Below are 21,174 nucleotides of genomic sequence, written 5' to 3'. Positions count from 1 at the left end.
ATGCCCGACCTCGTCTGGTTCGTGATCCGCCGCCTGTTCGGGGCCGTGCTGGTCATGCTCGCGCTGAGCCTCGCCGTCTACCTGGTCTTCTACGCGATCCCGGCCGATCCGGCCCATCTCGCCTGTGGCAAGCCGTGTACGCCGGACCGCCTCGAGCAGGCCCGGCACTTCATGCAGCTGGATCAGAGCGCCATCCAGCAGTACGTGAGCTTCCTCAAGGGCATCTTCGCCGGCCGCACCTTCGGCGACGGTGCGGCGGCGGTGCACTGCAACGCCCCGTGCTTCGGCTACTCGTTCCCGCTGGCCCGCCCGGTGACCACGCTGATCCTCGACCGGCTGCCGATCACGGCGTCGATCGCGATCGGCGCGGCCATCCTCTGGCTGCTGTTCGGGGTGTCGCTCGGCGTGGTCGCCGCGCTCAACCGGGGACGCCTGCTCGACCGGTTGTCCATCGGGGTCGCGCTGGTCGGAGTGTCGACGCCGGCGTTCCTGCTCGGACTGCTGGCGATCCTGGTGTTCGGGTTCTGGCTGAACATGGTCCCGGTGAACGGCTACGTCCCGCTGACCGAGAGCCCGGTCGACTGGGCCTGGCACCTGGTCACGCCGTGGCTCGTGCTCGCGGTCGTGCAGGCGGCGGCGTACATCCGCCTGACCCGTTCGCAGATGCTCGAGGAGCTGAACCTCGACTACGTCACCACGGCCCGCGCCAAGGGCGCCGGCGAGACTCGCGTGGTCGTCACCCACGGGCTGCGCGGCGTACTGGTGCCGATCATCACGCTCTTCGGCCTGGACCTCGGTGCTCTGCTCGGTGGCGCGATCCTGACCGAGAAGGTGTTCAGCATGCAGGGGCTGGGCGACCTCCTGATCAGCGCGGTCGCCCAGCTGGACGTGGCCGTGGTCGTCGGCGTGACGCTGTTCTCGGCCTTCCTGATCATCCTGGCGAATCTGGTGGTGGACATAGTGCACGGTGTGCTCGACCCGAGGGTGAGCCATGGCTGAGCCGGTACTGGAAGTGCACGACCTGCACGTGACGTTCACCACCGAGGGCGGTCTCGTCCCGGCCGTCGACGGCATCGACTTCGCGGTCGCGCCCGGCGAAACGCTCGCGATCGTCGGCGAGTCCGGGTCCGGCAAGAGCGTCAGCTCCGCCGCCGTGATGGGTCTGCTGCCGCCGAACGCCGCCATCACCGGTGAGGTGCTGCTGGACGGGCGGGAGCTGATCGGCCTCCCGAACGACGAGCTGCGCAAGATCCGCGGCAACGACATCGCTCTGGTGTTCCAGGACGCGCTGTCCGCGCTGAACCCGTACTACAGCGTCGGCTGGCAGGTCGCCGAGGCGTACCGGCTGCACCACGACGTGTCGAAGAAGGTGGCCCACCGGCGAGCGGTCGAGATGCTGGACAAGGTCGGCATCCCGGACGCGGCGCGGCGGGCGGACAGTTACCCGCACGAGTTCTCCGGGGGAATGCGGCAGCGGGTCGTCATTGCTATGGCTCTGGTGAACGACCCGAGGGTGCTGATCGCGGACGAGCCGACGACCGCACTCGACGTGACCGTGCAGGCACAGATCATGCGCCTCCTGGACGATGTCCAGGAGGAGTTCGGTACTGCGCTCGTCCTGATCTCGCACGACCTCGGTGTGGTCGCGGAGGTCGCCGACGACGTTCTGGTCATGTACGCCGGTCGCGCGGCCGAGCGGGGCACGGTCCGCGATCTGTTCTACCGGGCGGCGCATCCGTACAGCCTGGGTCTGCTCGGTGCGATGCCGCGGGTCGACGTACCCCCGCAGCCGCGGTTGACCACGATCCCCGGCACTCCGCCGTCGCCCGGCTCGATCAAGACCGGGTGCCCGTTCCAGCCGCGGTGCGCGTACACCCACCTGGTCGGCGAACGCTGCATCACCGAGCGCCCCGAGCTCACGCCCCGGCCCGGCGAGGGCGACCACGAGGCCGCCTGCCATCTCGGCCGCCGGCCCGAGGTGATCACATGAGTGACGAACTGCTCCATCTCAAGAACGTCAAGAAGTACTTCGGTCTGCGCGGCGTTCCGTGGCGCGAGGCCCAGGCGGTCAAGGCCGTCGACGGCGTGAACTTCGTCGTCCGCAAGGGTGAGACGGTCGGCCTGGTCGGCGAGTCCGGCTCCGGCAAGTCCACGCTGGCCCGAGTGGCGACCCGGCTCCTGGACCCGACCCAGGGCAGTGTCGAGATCGGCGGTGTGGACGTCACCAGGCTCCGGGGCCGCAGGCTCCGGCCGGTCCGCCGCAAGATCCAGATGGTGTTCCAGGACCCCCAGGCGTCGCTGAACCCGCGGCAGTCGGTCGGCACCATTCTGAGTACACCGTTCCGCGCCCAGGGGATCCGGCCGACCAGAGCCCAGCTTGTCGAGTTGCTGCACCAGGTCGGGCTGTCCGAGGAGCACCTCGAGCGCTACCCGCACGAGTTCTCCGGCGGTCAGCGGCAGCGGATCGGGATCGCGCGGGCGCTGTCGGTGAAGCCCGATCTGCTGGTCTGCGACGAGCCGGTGTCCGCCCTCGACGTGTCGGTGCAGGCCCAGGTGCTGAACCTGCTCGCCGACCTTCGCGACGAGCTCGGCCTGTCCTATGTGCTCGTCGCCCACGACCTGGCCGTCGTACGTCAGGTGGCGAGCCGGCTGGCGGTCATGTACCTCGGCACGATCGTCGAGGAGGGTCCGGCCGACCAGGTGTACGCGGCGCCGGCCCATCCCTACACGAAGGCATTGCTGTCCGCGGTCCCGGTGCCCGAGCCGGGTGTCGAGCGGGACCGGATCGTGCTGACCGGCGACGTCCCGACGCCGATCGCGCCTCCGTCGGGCTGCCCGTTCCGGACCCGTTGCTACAAGGTCCAGGACGTGTGCGCCACCGAACGGCCCGTGCTCGAACCCGTCCAGGGGAGCACGGAACACCGGGCCGCCTGCTACTTCCCTGAGCCCCCCACCTCCTGAGAGGACATGATGAAACACCTAACCCGAGCGGTCGCGGTAGCGGCCGCATTGGCGCTGGCGGCGGCCGCCTGCAACGCCAACGACAAGACCGCCAGTGGCGGCAGCACCGCGGCCGCGGAGCAGGGCGGCACCTGGCACGTGCTCACCACGAGCAAGGAGATCAACCTCGACCCGGCCAAGAGCCAGAACCTGGGGATCAGCACGATCCACCTGGTGTTGCGTGGCCTGACCTCGTGGAAGACCGAGCAGGGCAAGGCAGCGCAGCTGGTTCCCGACCTGGCCACCGACACCGGTCAGGTCTCCGACGGCGGCAAGACCTGGACCTACAAGCTGAAGCCGGGCCTGAAGTACGCCGATGGGTCGCCGATCGTTGCCGCCGACATCAAGTACGGCATCGAGCGGTCGTTCGCCCCGGAGCTGTCCGGTGGCCTCGGCTACCACAAGTCGCTGCTGGTCGGCGGGGACAAGTACACCGGCCCGTACAAGGGTGGCGACCTGGCCTCGGTCCAGACCCCGGACGACACCACGCTCGTCTTCAAGCTGAACAAGCCGTTCGGCGACTGGCCCTGGATCGTGAGCATGCCGGCGTTCTCGCCGGTACCGAAGAAGGCCGACACCGACCCGGCGCACTACGGTGAGAAGCCGGTCGCCAGCGGCCCGTACCAGGTGAAGTCGTTGGCACCGGGCTCGAAGCTCGAGCTGGAGCGCAACCCGGGCTGGGACAAGTCGACCGATCAGGCCCGCACCGGCCTGCCGGACTCCATCGTGTTCGACATGGGCCTGCAGCCCGACGTGGTGAACCAGCGCCTGATCGCCGACGCCGGCGACGACAAGTTCGCGGCCACCACCGGCACCTCGGTTCCGGCCGCGCTGATCCCGACGGTGACCGGCAATCCGGCCGTCAAGGCTCGCGTCGCAACCTCGCCGTCGGGCGCCCTGGAGTACCTGGCGATGAACACCAAGCGTCCCGCGCTCTCGAACCCCGAGGTCCGCAAGGCGATCCAGTTCGCCGTCGACAAGCAGGCCGTCCAGGTCGCCGAGGGTGGTCCGGAGTACGGCGGCGAGCTCGCCACCACCCTGATCACGCCGGGCATCGACGGCTTCACCAAGTTCGACCTGTACCCGGCGCCACCGCAGGGCGACCCGGAAAAGGCCAAGCAGATGCTCGCGGCCGCGGGCGTCAGCAACCTGACCCTGACGATGGTCGCCGACAACACGACCGCGACCGGCCTCCCGGTGGCGCAGGCGATCCAGCAGGGCCTGAAGCGGGCCGGGATCACGGTCAAGCTCCTGCCGCCGCTCGACAGCGAGTCGCTGACCGACCTGATCACCGGGAACAAGCCGGACTTCGACCTGACCGTGTCCAGCTGGCTGCCGGACTTCCCGAGCGCGCTCGGCAACATCCAGCCGCTGTTCGCGTCGTCGGAGATCGGCAACGGCGGGTACAACATCTCCCGCTACTCCAACCCGGCGGTGGACTCCGCGATCGCGGCGGCGACGGCCGAGTCGGACCTGGGCAAGGCCGCCGGAATGTGGGGCGCGGTGGACAAGCAGATCATGCAGGACTCGCCGGTCGTGCCGCTGATCTACGCGCGCAACGCGTTCCTGCACGGGTCGAAGGTGCAGAACTTCTACCTGTCCGCCTACCCGCCGTACCCAAACCAGCTGATCGTTGGTTTGAGCAAGTAGGGCCTCAGGTCCGTCCTTCGGACTCCTGAGCGTCGAAGAGGGTCGGCTGGGTCTCGGCATCGAGTCCCCAGTCGGCCCTCATCACCGTGTAGCCGGCCTTCTCCGCAGCCGCGCACACCTTGACGTCGTCGTCCACCAGGACGGCGACCGGGCGGTCCTCGGCCAGTCGTTGGAGCCGGCCGAGCTTCATCAGCACCGACGGCCGGCGGTCGGTGTTCCCGCGCATGTAGACCTTGCCGTCGGGGAAGCCGTTGTCCTTGAGCCACTTCAGCGTGTCCCGCCGCAGCCGCTCGGGCCGGCCGGTCAGGTAGACGATCTCGTGGTCGGCGGCCAGCGTCGTGGCGACCGCGAGCCCTTCGTCCAGGACCGCGTCCTCCTTCGCATGCGCGAAGAACGAGTCCCAGTCCTTCGGCCGCTTCGCGAGGAAATGGATCCGCTCGCTGGTGTCGGACAGCGTCGCGTCGATGTCGAGTACGGCGTACGGCCGTGGATCGTCAGGCACGTCGTCCAGCTTCCCAGGTACGCCGGTCGACGGCGTACTCGACCTCGCCGAACTCGGTTCCGGGCAGCGGGTCGTCGAAGTGCTCGTGGTAGACCCGGACGAACCGCAGACCGGACCGGCGCATGACCGCCCGGGACCGGTGGTTGACGGCCATCGTGTCGGCGACGACCCGGTCCATCCCGAGCTCACCGAACGCCTTGTCGATCAGCGCCTTCGTTCCCTCGGTCGCGTACCCCTTGCCCCACGCCGTCCGGTTCAGCCGGTAGCCCACGCCCACCACCTTCGGGTCCTTCGTCGGCTGCATCCCGAACCATCCGACGAACGCACCGTCCGCCTTCTGGTACGCCGCGAACGTCCCGAGCTCCCGATGCTCAGCGTAGACGGCCAGGATCGCCGGCAGTACGACGTTCTCGATCTCCTCCCGCGGCGTCACCTGCCCGGTCAGGAACCGCATCACCTCGAGATCGGAGTCCAGCCCGACCAGCAGCTCCACGTCGTCCGCGGTGAACCGCCGCATCACCAGCCGCGCGGTCTCCCGGTACACAATCACGCCCCGACTCTCCCACCCCGCCTTGAGCACCCGCCAACCACTTTGGCGCCTGATCGACGGTCGACCGGTGCTCAAGGCGGGGATTGGCCGTCCGGAGTGTGGGCGGTGTGGGGGTTGGGGTGTGTTGGGTTGCGCGGTTGTCGGCGGGGCAGGTTAGCGTTCTCACCGCAATGGACGACTCGATCACGTTTCTGCACAGCTCGGACTGGCAGCTGGGGATGATGCGCCGGTTCCTGGGGCCGGACGGTCAAGCCCGGTGGGGGCAGGGCCGGCTGGACGCTGTCGCGCGGATCGGCGAGGTCGCCGCGGCCACCGGAGCGGCGTTCGTGGTCGTCACCGGCGATGTGTTCGAGCACAACCAGGTCGAGCGGCAGACCATCTTGCGTGCTTGTGAAGCACTCAAGCGGATCCCGGTCCCGGTCGTCCTCCTGCCGGGCAACCACGACGCGCTCGAGCCCGGCTCGCTGTGGACGTCGGCCCAGTGGCAGGCCCACCAGCCCGAGCACGTGACCGTCCTGACCGGCACCGAGCCGCTGGAGATCGTGCCGGGCGTCGAGATCGTCGGTGCGCCCTGGCGTTCGCGCCGGCCGTTGTCCGATCCGGCGGCCCCCGGGTACGCCGACCTGACCCCGGTCGAGCCCGGTACGACGAGGATCCTGCTGGCGCACGGCCAACTGACCAGTCTCTCGGGTGGCATGTCCGACGTGCCGACCATCGATCAGGCCGCGCTGGAGGCGGCGGTCGCGGACGGACGACTGCAGTACGTCGGCCTCGGAGACCGGCACTCGACGACCCGCGTGACTGACCGCATCTGGTTCTCCGGGACGCAAGAGGTCACCTCGCCCGAGGAGGACGCCCCGGGCAACGTTCTCAAGGTGACCGTCGGCGGCGACGACATCGAGGTCGAGCCGGTGCGCGTCGGCGGCTGGCACATGGTCGACCATCGCGTCGAGCTGTTCGACGAGGAGTCGCTCACGGCTCTCGAGGACTGGTTCGCGGAGCTGCCGGAGAAGGAGCGGACGTACGTCAGGCTCGCAGGTGACGGTTCGCTGACGCTGCCACTGCTCAGCCGGCTGGACGCGATGATCGACGCGCAGGGCGAGGTGTTCGCGAGCGTCGAGCGCTGGGCGAAGTTCTGGACCGTGCGGCCGGCGCCGGACGCGGCGGATCTGGACGCGTTGCAGCTGAGCGGTCCGGCGCGGGCCGCGATGGAGGAGTTGCGCCAGGCTCTGGCCGGTGGCGACGAGGGCGCGGGTGCGGCGCTGTCGTTGATGCACAGATTGGCGCGGGACGCGGGATGAGGCTCCTCAGCTTGGCGCTGCGGGACTTCCGTGGCGTCCGGGACCGCATTGTCCGGTTCCCGGCGCTCGGCACCACCGTGGTGATCGGGGACAACGAGGTCGGCAAGTCCAGTCTGGTCGAGGCGTTCGGGCTGGTCTTCGACCTGCCGGACGACTCCAAGTCGACCCGGATCCGCGACATCCAGCCGGTCGGACAGGACGTCGGCCCGGAGGTGACGGTCGAGCTGACCCTCGGCAACCGCGAGCTGAGCTACACCAAACGCTGGCTGAAGAACCGCTCGACCGAGCTGACTGTGGTCGAGTCCGATGGTCGCCGCCGGTCGTGGACCGGCCGGGAGGCCCACAACGAGGCCGAGCGGCTCTTCCACCAGCACGTCGACCCGGTGCTGTGGCAGACGCTGATGGTCAGCCAGGGGCAGTCGTTGGTGCTGCCAACGCCGGCCGACGCGGAGCCGTTGATCACCGCTGTGACGGCGGAGTCGGGGACACCGGTCGACGGTGCGTCGATGCCGCTGGTGACCGCGGTCGAGCACGAGTACCTCCGCTACTGGACCCGCGGCGGACGGCCGACCGGTGACTTCGCCCGGTCCGAGAAGGCCGTGGCCGCGGCCGAGCTGACCGCGGCCCAGGCGCTGAAGGCGATGGAGGAGGTCCAGCAGGACATCCGCCGCGCCGAGCGGCTGACCCTCGATCTCCAGGACGTGACGGGCCGGCTCACCGACCACCTCACCTCGGTCGAGGAACTGCGCGAACGCAAGAAGGCGACCGACGAGATCCTGCTCCGGCGCGACTCGGTCCGGCACCGCGCCGAGACCGCGCGGGCCCGGCTCGAGAACCACACCCGGACCCGAGTCGAACGCGAGCGGCTGCTCGACGAGGCCGAGCGGTTCACCAAGACCGATGCCGAGCTGGCCGAACGTCGTACCGATGCCGAGACAGTCGCGAGGGCGGCGGTCGAGAGCGTGCATGCGGTCGAGGCGGCGCTGGCCGAGGTGGTCGAGCTCAAGGACGCCCGGCGTACCGATGTCCAGGAGGCGGAGCGGCAGGTCTCCGAGCTGATGGACCGCGCCGAGCTGGACCGGCTGCTGGGTCAGCAGGCGGAGTTGGTCGACGTCCGCGCCCGGATCGCCGCGGCCGGGACGGTCCTGGACCGGATCAAGGTCGACGACGCGCTCGTCGCCGCGTTGGAATCCGCGCGCGCTGAGGTGGTCGAGGCTCGCGCCGCGCTGGCGGCCGGCGTCCCCGAGGTGGTCGTACGTCGCCTCGGCGCGGAGCCGGTCGAGTTGTCCGGGACCGGCTTGGACGGCGGCGCTCGTGAGGTGCCGTCGGAGCTGGGCTTCGACGAGTCGGCCGAGGTCCTGGTCTCCGGTGAGCTTGTCGTCGGCGTACCGGGGCAGGTCGAGGTGACCGTTCGAGCCGGCGGCGAGGCGGCGACGCTGCGGTCGCGCGTTGACGAGGCCGTCCGGCGGGAGAAGGACCTGCTGAAGAAGGCCGGCGTGAAGGACGTCGCGGCCGCGCGGGAGTTGCTGCGGAAGGCGGACACGGCCACCGCCGAGTTGCACGAAGCTCGCCGGACCGAGCGGTCGCTGACGACCGGTGGTGATCCGGGGGAGCGGATCGCGGTGCTGACCGCGCGGCTCGGCGTCGGTGCGGACGACGACGCGGACGCCGAGGAGAGTGGCGGCAAGCAGCCCGCGGTCGAGGGAGTGCCCGGGCAGATGTCGCTGTTCGAGGAGTTCGCGTCGCCGCACGACACGCTCGACTTCGAGGACTTCGAGGTGCCGGTCAGCGCGCCGGATGATCTGGCCGGTGCCCAGCGCGCGCTGGAAGAGGCGCGGGACGCGTTGGCCGAGGTGGAGCGGTTGCTCAGCGATGCAGAGTTCGCGGCGGCACAGGCGCGGAAGGCCGCGGACGAGGACCGGTCGGAGGCGCAGCAGGCTCGGGCTCGGTCGGAGCTCGCGGGGGAGCGGCTTGCGGCCGCAGTCGAGGCGTTGGAGGCTGCCCAGGCTCTTCTCGACGATGACGCCGTTGCTGCGGCTGAGGCCGAGGCGACTGGTGAGGTCGAGGCGGTGCTCGAGGAGTTGACCGCCGTACAGGAGCAGGCGGATGCGGCTGGAGCCGATCAGCTTGCGGGTGAGTTGACCGACGCATTGGCGGTCGCGGCGCGGATGCAGGGCGAGCGAGACACGTTGCGCGACGCGCTGCGGACGACCGAGGGCCGGCTGGAGCAGTCGGGCCGGGACGGGCTGGCGACCCGGCGGGATCTGGCCGAGCTGGAGTTGGCCGGCGTACGGTCCGAGCACGACAGTTTGCGGCGCCGGGCCGAGGCGGCTCGCCGGGTCCACGAGACGCTGAGCCGTCACCGGGCCGAGGCACAGACGAAGTACTCCGAACCACTGCAGAGCCGGATCGAGTCGCTCGGACGGACTGTCTACGGGCCGTCGTTCCGCGTCTGGCTGGACGACGACCTGGCCGTCGCGGAGCGCGAGCTGGACGGCGCGCGGCTGCCGGTCGAGGCGTTGTCGACGGGCGCACAGGAGCAGCTGGCGATCATCACCCGACTCGCGATCAGCCACCTGGTCAGCACCGGCGAGAGCAGCGTCCCCGTCATCTTCGACGACGCCCTCGGCTGGTCCGACAAGGCCCGCCTGCGCGACATGGGCGCCCTCCTGGGCCGCGCCGGCGACCACGGCCAGATCATCATCCTCACCTGCATGCCCGACCGCTACGAATACGTCCCCAAAGCAACCTTCATCAAGCTGGACGCCTGACCTGTCAGGCGCTTGAACGGGTAGCGGCCACCGGTCCACGGGGGGAGACTGTCGCCGTGGGGGATGTCCGGGCACGGCGTCTTCATCGGCTCGCCGGGCGGGGCGCCGAGCGTGATCTCCTGACCCGAGCGCTGGCGGGTTCGGCGCAGCGACAACCCTCAGCGGTGGTCGTCCACGGGGAAGCCGGTGTCGGCAAGACCCGTCTGGTGCAGGAAGTCTGCGATGACCCGGACCTTCTGGTGCTGTGGGGCTCCTGTGTTCACTTCGGCGGCGCGTCGGTCCCGTACGCGCCGATCATCGGTGTACTGCAGGACTGGCTGGCGCAGGCCGATGCGGCAGAGCAAGCCATGGTCCTGGCCGGTGCCGGCGAACTGAGCTCCCTGCTGCCCGCTCTCGGCGGATCGCAGAGCGTGCCCACGGCACGACTGATTCCGCTGATCGATCTGGTGCTCAACCGGATCGCGGACCGCCATCGCACCGTCGTGGTCGTCGACGATCTGCACTGGGCGGACCTGGCCTCGCTGGACGTGCTCGCGTACCTGATCACCGGCTTCCGTGCTCAGCAACTGACCGTGTTCGGGACCTCTCGCGACGAGGACCGTGGCGAGGGGCATCCGCTGCACAGTTGGCTGGCGGACATGCGCCGGATGCCGTCGTTCGACGAACTCCACCTCGAACGGCTCGACGTGGACAGCACCGGACTCCAGCTGGAGTACCTCCTCGGGCAGCTCCCTGACATCGACGTCGTCAACCAGGTGCAGGCGAGGTCGGACGGCAACCCCTACCTCACCGAGCTTCTGGTCGAGGACCTCTCCGGCACCGAGTCTGCCCTGTCGGCCACCGTCCCGGACGCACTCCGCGACGGACTGCTCGCCGCGTGGCACCGCCTTTCGCCGCAGGCACGCCAGTTGGTTCGCGTGCTCGCGGTCGGGGGCCGCCCGACGTCTCTCCCGATCCTGACGGCGGTCGCCGGAGTCCACGGAGTCGAGGTGCGTGGGCTGCCTGGCTGCATCACCGAAGCGCAGGATCGCGGCGTCCTACAGACCGGTCATGGCGCGCCGTGGTTCCGCCATCCGCTGCTCGCCGAGGTGCTGTACGACGGACTGCCGCTCGGCGAAGCCGAACTCGTCCACGCCACCTATCTGGAGGTGCTGGAGTCGCAGTCGGATCCGGTCGAAGCGGTCGCGGCGGATCTGGCCGTCCACAGTCAGCAAGCCGGACGCATCGATGCCACGTACAAGTGGTCGCAGGTGGCGGCCGAGCACGCGGCGATGCTGCGTGCCCCGGCAGAACAGGCCATCCAGCTGGAACGGCTGTGCGACCTGTGGGAGCAGGTCTCCCCGGATCTCCGGGGTACGACGGCCGACCGGGCGGCGCTCATCCTCCGGACCAGTGCGATCTGCTCGCGGGACGGCCGGGACGATCGCGCGATCGAGTTGCTCACTCAGGCCCTGAATCTGGTGGACAGCGCACGCGAGCCACTGCTGGCGGCCGATCTGCTCGTCGACCGGAGCACTTTTCGCTGGCATCGGACCGAGCCGATCGAGGCGGTCCTGACCGACCTGCACGCGGCGCTCGAGCTGACGGCGCCGCAGCCGCAGACCGCTGTGCGGGCGCGGGCGCTGGCCCAGCTCGGCTGGGCAGAGAGCTGGCAACGGAAGCCGGAGGCAGTGACTCACGCGGACGAGGCGGTGCAGCTCGCCCGCGAGGTCGGAGAAGGTCGAGCCCTCGCCACTGCTCTCGCCCTGCGATCGATGGTGCTGTCCAGTGACGCGCCGCAGCAGGCCCTGGCCGACGGGCAGGAAGCCGAGCAGCTCGGCCGCGCGTGCGGGGCGGTGTACGAGTGGATGCTCGGTGTGATCTGGCAGTGCCACGCGTTGTGGAATCTCGGCCGGCGCCAGGAAGCCACCGAGGCGGCCCTGCGCAACTACGCCGATATCGCGGCTCCCGGCCGGGACCTGTTCGCGTACTTCCTCGCGTACCTGGGTGCCGAAGGGCTGCTGGAATCGGGACGGTGGCAGGAGTGCGCCGACCTGTTGCGGTCGGGATTGTCGGCTCGGTGCACGAACATCACCGGCGCGGGCCTCCGCCTCACGGCCGCATCGCTGGCGGTTCGGCGCGGTCGGCTGGTGGAAGCGAGGCAGCATCTCGATCGCGCCCTCGAACTGATCCCGCCGACCTTCGTCGGGATCCGCCGCAGCCTGGCCACCGGAGGCGCCGAGGTACTACTCGCCGAAGGACAGCAGCAGGCCGCGATCGACTGGCTGCGCGCCCGGCTGACGCTGCCTGGTGCCGCCGCCATGGACGAGGACGACGATCTGCTGGTGCTCTATGCCCAGGCGGCTGCCGAGCTCGCTCGGGCGTCCCGGGACGCTGGTGACCTGGCGGGCACCACCAAGGCAGTCCGCATCCTCGAGAAGGTTCTGATCGGCCGGCCATTCACAACCACGGATCCCGGGGACACCGTCGTCCAGTCGATGCATCGAGCGCTCTTCAGCGCCGAACTGGCCCGCTGCCGCGACGACGACGATCAGCCGGATCGCTGGCAGCACGCGGCCGACGCCTGCGGCACGGCGGGAGCGCCCTGGCATCAGGCGGTGGCGTGGTGGCGGTGTGCCGAGGCAGCGATCGCAGCCGGCCTTCCCCCGGTCGGTGTTGGTGATCTGCTGCGGAAAGCCCGTCGCACTGCACTCGAGTTGGGCGCCGAGCCGCTCCGGGTGGATGTCGAGTCACTGGCCCGGCGCTCGCGGATCAGCCTTCGTGAGCCCGTGCAGATCGCCGTACCCGAGGAGCTGGGGACGCCGCTGTCGGCGTTGACATCGCGGGAGCGTGAGGTCCTGGCTTTCCTGGTCGCAGGTCGATCGAACGGCGAGATCGCGAAGGAGCTGTTCATCAGCCACAAGACGGTGAGCGCCCATGTCTCGAACATCCTCCGCAAGACCGGGACTGCCGGCCGGCTCGAGGCTGCGGCGCTAGCTGTGCGGCTGGACGGTCCCGGAGCCTGAGCTGCACCAGGACCGTCTGCCTCAGTGGACTGCGAGTGGATGACGACGGCGGTACGCCCAGAGGCCGGCCATGGCCAGGCCGGCTCCGCCCAGCACTCCGGCTCCCGTCTGCAGAGCCTCGGTGATGTTGTCGTCCACTTGCACTTGTGTGGTCGGCCCGACCCGGTCGACGTAGACGACCGGTGGCCGTTGGTGGCGCTCGTCCGGATCGATCGGGCGCGCCGATGCCTCGGCCGAGCCGGCCACGATCGCCCCGAAGGCGAGCACCGGCAGGGCGAGGATGGTGTAGCGGTGTTTCATGGCTTCCTTCCCAGGCGGTGAGAGTCACCGCCTGGTTCCACCCTCCGGCGCCGGGCTCGGCCACACATTGGGCATGCCCCCTTAGATCCAGGCCTCGACCCCTCAGGCCCGTCAGCGCAGGATGTGCTCCGGGGCGCTGTAGAGGACGCAGCGGTCGCCGCGGGTGAAGCCGGCGAGGGTGATGTTGAAGCGGCGGGCGAGGTCGACGGCGAGGCTGGAGGGGGCGCCTACGGCGACGATCATGCCGATGCCTGCTGCCACTGCTTTCTGGATGATTTCGTAGCCGGCGCGGCCGCTGACGACGAGGACGAGGCCAGTGCGGCTGTGCCGGTTGAGGACGGTCCAGCCGACCACCTTGTCGACGGCGTTATGGCGGCCGATGTCTTCCTTGACCACGATCTTGCGGCCCTCGGTGGTGAACAGACCGGCCGCGTGCAGGCCGCCGGTGCGGCTGAAGGTCGGTTGGGCTTCCCGGAGAAGGTCAGGCAGGCGTCGTACGACGTCCAGCGGGGCCTCCACGGGATCGACCGGGTCGTAGTCCCGCTCGGCCAGTTCGTCGAGGCTCTGCTGGCCGCAGACGCCGCAGGCCGCCGAGGTGACGCCGTACCGCTGGGGTGGTTCGCGGTCCGGTGGGCCGTCGAACGTGACGGTGACGGTGTTGAACTGCTGCTCGGGGGTCAGCTTCACATCGGTGCAGTAGGCAACGGTCCGGATCGCGTCCGGGCGAGCCGCGAAGCCCTCGCCGAGGCAGAACCCGGCCGCCAGTTCGAAGTCGGAGCCAGGGGTGCGCATCGTCACGACGAGAGGCTCGGGTGGCCGGCCGGGCCACTCCAGCCGCAGCTCGAGCGGCTCCTCGGTGGTGACCACGTCCTCACGCCGCGACGTCCGGTCGCCGTCCAGCACCTCGACCTTGAACCTGGTGGTCGGACCTTTGTTCATACCTCCACGGTAGGCCGCTCTCACCACCCGCGCCGTGCGGCCAGCCAGTCGAGGAAGGTCCAGGCGTAGTACCGCTGGTGCTCCCGCAGCGCCGGTGTACAGCCGGGCGGTGGTGGCAGGTCGATGTTCTTCATCATGTACGCCGCGACCGCCGCGATGTAGGAGTCGAGATGGTCACCCGGTACGTCGGCCGTCAGCGGGCTCCGGTGGACCGCGGCGAGGGTGTCGATGCCGTGGTGCTGTGCACCCGGGAGCAGACCGATCCAGTCCATCCAGCGAGGACCGAGCGCGAGCCAGTTCCAATCCACGATCCAGCAGACGCCGTCGCCGTCGATCAGCACGTTGTCCGGTCGCAGATCGCTGTGAGTCGCCGTGTCCCCGGCGAACGCTTCTGGGGCCAGCCGAATCAGGTCGACCAGCTCAGGCAGGATCCTTGGCGCCCAGGGCTGGAGACCGGTCGGCATCGGCAATTCGCCCGCGATGATCCGGTCCGGTGTCTGCAGCGGTGCGCCCTCCTCGAGATCGCTCAGGAGACTCTTCAATCCGTCGAGCGGGCTGGGATCCATCGCGTCCGAGATCGCCTCGCAGGTCGCGGTCACCACGTCGAAGTCCGCCGCGGACCACGGCACGCCAGGCATCCGCGCGTCGACCCACTCGGACACGACAGCGAACCAGTTGCTGTCCCCGTCGGCGGAGCGCGCGGTGGTGACGATCGCCGGGACCCTGATCGCCGCCGGCAACTGCGGCACGACCTCGGCCTCGCGTTGGTAGGCACGGTAGGCGTGCATCGTGTCGGCGGATGCCTTGACGAAGACCCGGCGCCCGTCAGCCAGCCGGAGCGGCGCGGCGAAGCCGCCGGTGAAGCCCGAGCTGACGGAGCGTCCCGCCTCGGCGATCTCGCTGCCCAGGGCAACGGTCAGGGCCTCGCGGAGAGCGTCCGGGAGCGTGTTCCAGTCCGGTCGCAGCGAGGTTGCGGTGTAGTCCACGTCGGGTGCTCCGCTCATGCCCCAAGACCATAGAGTGCGCGGCGACCCATCGCCTGTGGTTTAGCGTGCCGCCTGTGAGTGGATCGTTGGCCTTGCATGTGCCGGACCTGGTCGGCATCTTCGTGTTCGGGATCACCGGCGCGCTGGTCGGCGTACGCAAGAAGCTGGACGTGTTCGGCATTCTGGTGCTTGCCCTGGTCACCGGTCTGGGTGGCGGCTTCCTCCGGGACGTGCTGATCGGCGACACCCCACCGGCCGCGCTGCAGGACTGGCGCTATCTGGTCGTCCCGGTCGTCGCCGGGTTGATCACGTTCTTCCTGCATCCCGGCATCGGGCGGGTCGAGCGGCTGGTGAACATCTTCGACGCCGCCGGCCTTGCGTTGTTCTGCGTGACCGGTGCGCAGAAGGCGATCGAGCACGGCCTGTCGCCACTGTCGGCCGCGCTGCTCGGCATGATCTCCGGGATCGGCGGCGGCGTGATCCGCGACCTGCTCAGCGGCCGCGTCCCCGTCGTACTGCGGTCGGAGATCTACGCCACCCCGGCGTTCCTCGGCGCCGGCATCGTCGTCGTCGCGGCCGCCTTCGAGTACGACGCGACGTGGGTACCGATCGTCGCCGCGGTGACCTGCTTCGGGGTCCGATTGCTCGCCATCCGCCGCGGCTGGAACGCGCCGCTACCCCGCAATCCGTGACGGCGGTACCCACCCGTTGACGACGGCGAGCAGCTCCAAGTATCGATCCCACTGCGGACCTGCCTCGGTACGGCGAAGCGCGATCAGCCGGTCACGGAACTCCGGATCGTGCCACAGCGGGGCGTCCGTCGCGATCGCCCGGTAGCCCGAGGCCATCCGTCGTACCGCGGCCCGGAAGTCGTCGTCCTGGACGAGCGTGGCAAGCTCCAGCCAAGCCTCGACCTGCCCCACGTCGGCGTCGTCCGGAAGCTCGGGGGTCAGGTTCTGCCGGATCGCGGCGAAGCCCGGGTCATCGCCGAGGACCGAGGTCAGGAAGTCCGCGATCAAGGTACGGCGTTCCTGCTCGGACTGAGCGGTCAGGTTGTGCATGCGTTCAAGCTCCTCCGGGGTGGAATGGCGCCGAGCGGCGATCGACAGCACGGCATGGCGCACTCGCAGGCTCTGGATCTCTACAGCCACCGCGGCGGCGTGCGCGGCCAGGACCTCACCCAGCATCCGTTCCCGCTCCAGCACCGCCCTCACTGTCGGCAGATCGATGCCCAATCCCCGCAACGTCCGAATCAACTCCAGCCGTGCCACAGCGCCCGCGTCGTACCGCCGATGCCCGGCAGTGGTCCGATGCGATGCCAGCAGGCCCAACTCGGAGTAGTGGCGCACGGTCTTCACCGACACGCCACCCAGCCGGGCCAGCTCACCGATCGAGTGCTCCATACCCACACCTTCACACCTCCCGCTACGGGAGGTGCAAGCCTAGTTGTGGGCGAAGCGGGTCTTGGGGCGCGCGAAGGTAGTGGCGAGGGCGGCGACCAGTGCGCAGGTGATGCCGATGGAGAAGGGGACCCAGTAGGCGGTGGAGGGGCCCCAAACGTCTACCGCGTGGCCGGAGGCGGCGTTGCCAGGGGCTACGCCCAGGAGTATGCCGGTGACGGTCCAGGTGATCGCCTCGGTCAGGCGCTGGGGCGGGACCCACTCCTCGACGCAAGCGGTGAGGGCGACCATCGTGGGCGCAATGGTGAAGCCGCAGAAGAACAGCACCACACCGACGAGCAGCACGCTGTCGACCCAGGGGAGCGGTGCCAGGCTCACGGCGAGCAGGATCGCGCCGAACAGCAGCCGCCGTTCGACCGGAGCGCGCCAGTGGACCGAGCCGTACCAGAGACCGGCCAGCAGGCTGCCGAACGCCCACACGGCCAGTACGACGCCGGACAGTTCGGCCTGACCCTTCTCGGTGGTGAACGCGATCGTGACCACCTCAACGCCACCGAGAGTCGCGCCCAGCCCGAGACCGACCAGGCTGAGCAGCATCAGCGAGAGCCAGGGGAGTGGCGCCTGCTCGGCGCCGTCGGCCTTGCCGCGGCCGGGCGGGTCGGAGGCACGCAGCGACGCCAGCCAGATGCCGCCGGCCAGTCCCAGTACTCCGGCCGCGGCCAGAGCGGCGTACGGACTGGCCTGGGTGGCGAGCGTGGTGACGAGCACCGGGCCGACGATGAAGACGACCTCGTCGCCGACCGCCTCCAGCGCGAACGCGGTCTGCAGCGCTCGTCCCCGGCCGAGCAGATGGGTCCACCGCGCCCGGACGAACGACCCGACCTGAGGACGGGTGCCACCGGCAACGAACGACAGCAGGTAGAGCACCCAGGTAGCCGAGTCGGCACGGACCGCGACCAGCAGAGCCGCCAGACCGATCGTGCACAGCACGGAGCCGACGATCAGCAGCGTCCGCTGCCCGAACCGGTCGACCAGCCGCCCCTGGATCGGACCGGTCAGCGCACCGGCGATGACCGCGACGCCGGACACCGCTCCGGCCAGGCCGTACGAGCCGCTCTCCTGCGCGATCAGGATGACGATGCCCAGCCCGATCATCGAGATCGGCATACGCCCGAGGATCCCGGCGGTGAAGAACGCACTGGCACCGGGACGGCGCATGAGATGGACATAAGGCTTGAGCATGAGAGACCGGCAACACCCTAGCTGTTGGCGGTCTGAGAAACTCGGAATATGCCGTTGCCCCAGTCGCCTGCTGCTGTCCCGTACGACGCCGTCCTGCTGCTGTCCTTCGGAGGCCCCGAGAAGCCCGAGGACGTACTGCCGTTCCTGCAGAACGTGACCCGCGGCCGGGGCATCCCGGACGAGCGGCTGAAGGAGGTCGGCGAGCACTACTACGCGTTCGGCGGGAAGAGCCCGATCAACGATCAGAACCGGGCCCTGCTCGAGGCGCTGCGGGCGTCGTTCGACGAGATCGGCCTCGATCTGCCGATCTACTGGGGCAACCGCAACTGGGCGCCGTACCTGACCGACACGATGCGGCAGTTGGCCGCTGACGGGATCCGCCGGGCGGTGGTGATCGTCACGTCCGCCTACCCGTCGTACTCCGGCTGCCGGCAGTACCGCGAGAACCTCGAGGACGCGACCAAGGAGGTCCCGGACGCACCGCGGATCGACAAGCTCCGGCACTACGCGAACCACCCCGGCTTCGTCGGATCGTTCGTCGAGTCGACCGCCGAGGCACTGAGCAAGCTCCCCGAGGGCTCGGCGATCGCCTACGTGACCCACTCCATCCCGTCCGCGATGAACGCAACCAGCGGACCGGACGGCAACGGGTACGTCGACTGGCACCTGGACGTGGCCGCGGAGATCAGTGCCGAGCTCGAGCGCCGCACCGGGCAGACCCGGCGGACCGACCTGGTCTACTGCTCGCGCTCCGGGCCGCCGCAGGTGCCGTGGCTCGAGCCGGACGTGAACGACCACCTGAAGACCCTCGCGGACGAGGGTGTGCCGGGCGTGGCCGTCGTACCGATCGGGTTCGTGAGCGACCACATGGAGGTCATCTACGACCTCGACACCGAGGCCGCCAAGACCGCCGAGAAGCTGGGGCTGCCGATGGCCCGGGCCGCGACTCCTGGGACCGACCCTCGGTTCGTCTCGATGCTGCGTGATCTGGTCGTCGAGCGGGCCGCGGCCGAACGCGGCGAGGAGCCGGCCAGACCCTGCGTCGGCAAACTCGGCCCGGCCTGGGACGACTGCCGCCATGACTGCTGCCCACCCCTGCGCCGACCAACTGCCAAGGAAGCCGTATGACGACCGAGAACCCCCAGGACCTCCTCAAGCTCGCGGTGGAGGTGGCGGAGGAAGCGGCGCGGTTGATCGTCGAACGCCGCCGCGGCACCATCACCGTCGCCGACACCAAGAGCACAGTCACCGATGTCGTCACCGCCGTGGACCGCGAATCCGAGGAACTGATCCGGGCGCGGATCCTGCAGGCCCGGCCGGACGACTCGTTCCTCGGCGAGGAGGGCGACGACGTCGCCGGTTCGAGCGGCGTGCGCTGGGTCGTCGACCCGATCGACGGCACGGTCAACTACCTGTACGACCTCCCGACGTACGCCGTCTCGATCGCGGTCGAGTACGACGGGACGACGGTCGCCGGGGTCGTCGTGGACGCCCCGAAGGGTGAGGTGTTCACCGCCACGAAGGGCGGTGGCGCGTTCGCGGACGGCAAGCCGATCCGGGTCTCGGGCTGCACCGACCTGAGTACCGCTCTGGTCGGGACCGGCTTCGGGTACGACGCCGACCGCCGCCAGGTGCAGGCGGAGGTCGTCCAGCATCTGATCACCAAGGTCCGCGACATCCGTCGGATCGGGGTGGGCGCACTCGACCTCTGCTATGTCGCCTGCGGCCGGCTCGACGCGGTCTACGAACGCGGACTGAATCCGTGGGACTACGGAGCGGGTGCGCTGATCGCGGCCGAGGCGGGCGGGACGATCGGCGGACTGCACGGCGCCCCGGTGTCGCCGGAGATGTCGATCGCGGCCAGTCCGGCGCTGTTCGGCCCGTTCCACGACCTGCTGGCCGAAGCGAACCCTCTGCGCGCATAGATGTCAGTTGGTGCGCAAAGTTGCGCAGAAGTGCGCACTAACGAGCAATTCGGTGTTCGGTCCTGACATTTGTGGAGACACGCGGGTCAATACATGGACCCCGACGCGCGCGAAGGGCCCTTCATAGGGCACAATCCCGTCCTCGGGAACGGTAGTTGCCGGTCCCGGCCTGACTGTCAAGGGTTTCGGGGGACGAAGATTCAGCGCGGTGCTTCGGCGCGGAATTTCTCGGCCGCTTTACCCGTTCAAGGGCTCAGCAGGCAACACCACGGGTATGAAGAGGGCAGGGAACACCATGGCGACTGATTACGACGCCCCGCGCAAGACGGACGAGGACGCATCCGAAGAGTCGATCGAGGAACTGAAGACTCGCCGTCACGACAAGAACTCCGGCAAGGTCGACGAGGACGAGGCCGAGGCCGCGGAGAGCTTCGAGCTGCCCGGTGCGGACCTGAGCCACGAAGAGCTGGCGGTGCGGGTGCTCCCGCGCCAGGCCGACGAGTTCACCTGTTCGAGCTGCTTCCTGGTTCACCACCGCAGTCAGCTCGCCGACACGAAGAACGGGCAGCTGATCTGCCGAGACTGCGCAGCCTGACACCAGCGCCCTTCTTCTGCTTGACCCACAGCGGGACCGTTCCCAGACCCCTGGGAACGGTCCCGCTGTTGTGTTCACACCTCACCCAAGGAGCGGCCACACCCACCAACCGAGCGGAGCGACCACACCCACCCGCGGAGCGGAGCGAGGTGTGTTCTTCTGGTGTCTAGTCTTTCTCCAACTGCTTCTCGACGCTCTTGACGAGGCCACCGGGCGCCTTCGCGTCCTGCTCGTAGCCCGGCGGTGCGTACCCGGTCGACTTCAGCCAGTACGACGCCGCCCGCCGCTCCGCGAACAGCTTCGCGGCCGCCGCCGCGGCCCCACTCGCCACCGCCCAGCTGACGACCTCGGCGTACCCGCCCTGGCCGTCCTTCGGCGGCTTCCCACCCGAGCCGATCTTCCAGGCCGTGGTCACCGCCTTGTTCACGACCAGGCCCACCACGATGCTGAACGCGGCCTGCACCAGCTTCCAGCCGATCTTCGCTCCGACCACAGCAGCCTCCCTAACGCAAGTCCCCGACAGTCAGGATCTTGCCACGCTGTGCCCCGTCAGCGCCGCTGCCAACCGGTCCGGATGCCGCGTGGCGATCACCCAGTACGGCGCCGGGTCGCGCGGATCGGTGATCTCGACCCGGACCGCGCCCCGCACGTAGCTGCGCAGCAGCAGGTAGGCCCTCGGATCGCAGTCCCGTCCGAACGCGTGCCGAGCGTCGTCACCGGTGAGCGCCTCGACCTTGCCCAGGTCCGCCCGTCCGATCACGGCCCGCCCGGCCTGCAGCCGCTCACCGTCCACCTGGACCCGCGCGGCGCCGTACTGGACGAACCAGAGGATCAGGACGAGCGCGGCGACACCACCGACGAGGGTGCCGGCGAACATCCCGACCGGCACGGTCACGATGGCGAAGAGCGTGACGACCAAAGCGACGGCGATGATCCACCAGGACACCGGCACGCTCAGGCGTTCGCGATAGAGAGGCACACCACCAGCCTGGCATGTGGGCGGTCCAG

The 21,174-nt window shown here is 69.5% G+C and carries 20 protein-coding genes; 11 read left to right on the top strand and 9 right to left on the bottom strand.

Features of this window, described 5'->3' with window-relative positions:
- Genes OG817_RS18100 through OG817_RS18085 form a run of 4 tightly spaced genes read left to right on the top strand, consistent with a single transcriptional unit; the run spans position 1 to position 4,650 of the window.
- Entirely contained in the window at positions 1 to 999 is a 999-nt protein-coding gene (locus tag OG817_RS18100; RefSeq protein ID WP_396389854.1) for an ABC transporter permease, read from the top strand.
- Positions 992 to 1,990: an ABC transporter ATP-binding protein gene (locus tag OG817_RS18095; RefSeq protein ID WP_406056122.1), complete on the top strand. Its 999-nt coding sequence runs from the start codon at positions 992 to 994 to the stop codon at positions 1,988 to 1,990. The genes OG817_RS18100 and OG817_RS18095 overlap by 8 nt, the downstream gene beginning before the upstream one ends.
- Positions 1,987 to 2,961 (top strand): ABC transporter ATP-binding protein, encoded by a 975-nt coding sequence (locus OG817_RS18090; RefSeq protein WP_406056120.1) that lies wholly within the window; start codon positions 1,987 to 1,989, stop codon positions 2,959 to 2,961. Before OG817_RS18095 ends, OG817_RS18090 begins: the two co-directional genes overlap by 4 nt.
- A 6-nt stretch (positions 2,962 to 2,967) precedes the next feature.
- A complete protein-coding gene (locus OG817_RS18085) occupies positions 2,968 to 4,650 on the top strand; it encodes an ABC transporter substrate-binding protein (protein WP_406056118.1) in 1,683 nt (560 codons plus the stop codon).
- Positions 4,651 to 4,654: 4 nt separating this feature from the next.
- Here OG817_RS18085 and OG817_RS18080 read toward each other — a convergent pair whose 3' ends face one another.
- Both OG817_RS18080 and OG817_RS18075 read right to left on the bottom strand, forming a co-directional pair.
- Positions 4,655 to 5,152 (bottom strand): HAD family acid phosphatase, encoded by a 498-nt coding sequence (locus OG817_RS18080; protein ID WP_396389858.1) that lies wholly within the window; start codon positions 5,150 to 5,152, stop codon positions 4,655 to 4,657.
- Positions 5,145 to 5,702, bottom strand: coding sequence for a GNAT family N-acetyltransferase (locus tag OG817_RS18075; RefSeq protein ID WP_406056116.1), 558 nt, complete (start codon positions 5,700 to 5,702; stop codon positions 5,145 to 5,147). The genes OG817_RS18080 and OG817_RS18075 overlap by 8 nt, the downstream gene beginning before the upstream one ends.
- Before the next feature lie 170 nt (positions 5,703 to 5,872).
- Here OG817_RS18075 and OG817_RS18070 point away from each other — a divergent pair, with 170 nt between their 5' ends.
- The 3 genes from OG817_RS18070 to OG817_RS18060 are packed head-to-tail and all read left to right on the top strand — an operon-like array spanning position 5,873 to position 12,779.
- Positions 5,873 to 7,003, top strand: a complete 1,131-nt coding sequence (locus tag OG817_RS18070; RefSeq protein ID WP_406056114.1) for an exonuclease SbcCD subunit D — start codon at positions 5,873 to 5,875, stop codon at positions 7,001 to 7,003.
- Positions 7,000 to 9,774, top strand: coding sequence for an AAA family ATPase (locus OG817_RS18065; protein ID WP_406056112.1), 2,775 nt, complete (start codon positions 7,000 to 7,002; stop codon positions 9,772 to 9,774). The genes OG817_RS18070 and OG817_RS18065 overlap by 4 nt, the downstream gene beginning before the upstream one ends.
- Positions 9,775 to 9,830: 56 nt before the next feature.
- A complete protein-coding gene (locus tag OG817_RS18060; RefSeq protein WP_406056110.1) occupies positions 9,831 to 12,779 on the top strand; it encodes an AAA family ATPase in 2,949 nt (982 codons plus the stop codon).
- Between the two features lie 21 nt (positions 12,780 to 12,800).
- Here the strand turns inward: OG817_RS18060 and OG817_RS18055 are convergent, their stop codons facing one another.
- The 3 genes from OG817_RS18055 to OG817_RS18045 all read right to left on the bottom strand — a co-directional run bounded on the left by OG817_RS18055 (position 12,801) and on the right by OG817_RS18045 (position 15,022).
- Positions 12,801 to 13,079, bottom strand: coding sequence for a hypothetical protein (locus tag OG817_RS18055; protein ID WP_396389864.1), 279 nt, complete (start codon positions 13,077 to 13,079; stop codon positions 12,801 to 12,803).
- A 111-nt stretch (positions 13,080 to 13,190) separates the two neighbouring features.
- Complete coding sequence (fdhD, locus tag OG817_RS18050) at positions 13,191 to 14,018, bottom strand: formate dehydrogenase accessory sulfurtransferase FdhD (protein ID WP_406056108.1); 828 nt, start codon at positions 14,016 to 14,018, stop codon at positions 13,191 to 13,193.
- 20 nt (positions 14,019 to 14,038) lie between these two features.
- The gene (locus tag OG817_RS18045; protein ID WP_406056106.1) at positions 14,039 to 15,022 is read right to left on the bottom strand and encodes a phosphotransferase family protein; all 984 of its coding nucleotides are present in this window, start codon (positions 15,020 to 15,022) and stop codon (positions 14,039 to 14,041) included.
- Positions 15,023 to 15,078: 56 nt separating this feature from the next.
- Between OG817_RS18045 and OG817_RS18040 the strand changes: the two genes are divergently transcribed.
- Positions 15,079 to 15,696, top strand: coding sequence for a trimeric intracellular cation channel family protein (locus OG817_RS18040; RefSeq protein WP_406056104.1), 618 nt, complete (start codon positions 15,079 to 15,081; stop codon positions 15,694 to 15,696).
- On the opposite strand, the gene OG817_RS18035 is transcribed toward OG817_RS18040, so the two are convergent.
- Together OG817_RS18035 and OG817_RS18030 are read right to left on the bottom strand one after the other, a co-directional pair.
- Positions 15,679 to 16,407, bottom strand: a complete 729-nt coding sequence (locus OG817_RS18035; RefSeq protein ID WP_406056102.1) for a MerR family transcriptional regulator — start codon at positions 16,405 to 16,407, stop codon at positions 15,679 to 15,681. The two genes, OG817_RS18040 and OG817_RS18035, sit on opposite strands and share 18 nt — an antisense overlap.
- Positions 16,408 to 16,446: 39 nt before the next feature.
- A complete protein-coding gene (locus tag OG817_RS18030; RefSeq protein WP_406056100.1) occupies positions 16,447 to 17,646 on the bottom strand; it encodes an MFS transporter in 1,200 nt (399 codons plus the stop codon).
- 48 nt (positions 17,647 to 17,694) lie between these two features.
- Here OG817_RS18030 and OG817_RS18025 point away from each other — a divergent pair, with 48 nt between their 5' ends.
- The 3 genes from OG817_RS18025 to OG817_RS18015 all read left to right on the top strand — a co-directional run bounded on the left by OG817_RS18025 (position 17,695) and on the right by OG817_RS18015 (position 20,166).
- A complete protein-coding gene (locus OG817_RS18025) occupies positions 17,695 to 18,774 on the top strand; it encodes a ferrochelatase (RefSeq protein ID WP_406056098.1) in 1,080 nt (359 codons plus the stop codon).
- Entirely contained in the window at positions 18,771 to 19,571 is an 801-nt protein-coding gene (locus tag OG817_RS18020; protein WP_406056096.1) for an inositol monophosphatase family protein, read from the top strand. Before OG817_RS18025 ends, OG817_RS18020 begins: the two co-directional genes overlap by 4 nt.
- 295 nt (positions 19,572 to 19,866) lie before the next feature.
- Complete coding sequence (locus tag OG817_RS18015) at positions 19,867 to 20,166, top strand: DUF4193 domain-containing protein (RefSeq protein ID WP_131352267.1); 300 nt, start codon at positions 19,867 to 19,869, stop codon at positions 20,164 to 20,166.
- A gap of 166 nt (positions 20,167 to 20,332) precedes the next feature.
- On the opposite strand, the gene OG817_RS18010 is transcribed toward OG817_RS18015, so the two are convergent.
- Together OG817_RS18010 and OG817_RS18005 are read right to left on the bottom strand one after the other, a co-directional pair.
- Complete coding sequence (locus OG817_RS18010) at positions 20,333 to 20,659, bottom strand: DUF4235 domain-containing protein (RefSeq protein WP_396389873.1); 327 nt, start codon at positions 20,657 to 20,659, stop codon at positions 20,333 to 20,335.
- 30 nt (positions 20,660 to 20,689) lie between these two features.
- Positions 20,690 to 21,145 carry a DUF3093 domain-containing protein gene (locus OG817_RS18005; RefSeq protein ID WP_406056094.1) on the bottom strand — a complete coding sequence of 152 codons (456 nt, stop codon included), beginning with the start codon at positions 21,143 to 21,145 and terminating at the stop codon, positions 20,690 to 20,692.
- Positions 21,146 to 21,174 lie beyond the last annotated feature (29 nt).

The sequence above is a fragment of the Kribbella sp. NBC_00889 genome, from assembly GCF_045207705.1.
In the GTDB taxonomy this organism is placed as follows: Bacteria; Actinomycetota; Actinomycetes; order Propionibacteriales; family Kribbellaceae; genus Kribbella.
Note: the sequence above shows the minus strand (reverse complement) of the source record. Positions and strands in the feature narration are given on the sequence as shown.

Bases quoted from the DNA above. Each gene is read 5' to 3' on its own strand.
- OG817_RS18090 (WP_406056120.1), top strand. From the start codon at position 1,987: ATGAGTGACGAACTGCTCCATCTCAAGAACGTCAAGAAGTACTTCGGT.
- OG817_RS18065 (WP_406056112.1), top strand. From the start codon at position 7,000: ATGAGGCTCCTCAGCTTGGCGCTGCGGGACTTCCGTGGCGTCCGGGAC.
- OG817_RS18035 (WP_406056102.1), bottom strand. From the start codon at position 16,407: ATGGAGCACTCGATCGGTGAGCTGGCCCGGCTGGGTGGCGTGTCGGTG.
- OG817_RS18045 (WP_406056106.1), bottom strand. From the start codon at position 15,022: ATGAGCGGAGCACCCGACGTGGACTACACCGCAACCTCGCTGCGACCG.
- OG817_RS18095 (WP_406056122.1), top strand. From the start codon at position 992: ATGGCTGAGCCGGTACTGGAAGTGCACGACCTGCACGTGACGTTCACC.
- OG817_RS18085 (WP_406056118.1), top strand. From the start codon at position 2,968: ATGATGAAACACCTAACCCGAGCGGTCGCGGTAGCGGCCGCATTGGCG.
- fdhD (WP_406056108.1), bottom strand. From the start codon at position 14,018: ATGAACAAAGGTCCGACCACCAGGTTCAAGGTCGAGGTGCTGGACGGC.
- OG817_RS18030 (WP_406056100.1), bottom strand. From the start codon at position 17,646: ATGCTCAAGCCTTATGTCCATCTCATGCGCCGTCCCGGTGCCAGTGCG.
- OG817_RS18100 (WP_396389854.1), top strand. From the start codon at position 1: ATGCCCGACCTCGTCTGGTTCGTGATCCGCCGCCTGTTCGGGGCCGTG.
- OG817_RS18055 (WP_396389864.1), bottom strand. From the start codon at position 13,079: ATGAAACACCGCTACACCATCCTCGCCCTGCCGGTGCTCGCCTTCGGG.
- OG817_RS18015 (WP_131352267.1), top strand. From the start codon at position 19,867: ATGGCGACTGATTACGACGCCCCGCGCAAGACGGACGAGGACGCATCC.
- OG817_RS18020 (WP_406056096.1), top strand. From the start codon at position 18,771: ATGACGACCGAGAACCCCCAGGACCTCCTCAAGCTCGCGGTGGAGGTG.
- OG817_RS18025 (WP_406056098.1), top strand. From the start codon at position 17,695: ATGCCGTTGCCCCAGTCGCCTGCTGCTGTCCCGTACGACGCCGTCCTG.
- OG817_RS18070 (WP_406056114.1), top strand. From the start codon at position 5,873: ATGGACGACTCGATCACGTTTCTGCACAGCTCGGACTGGCAGCTGGGG.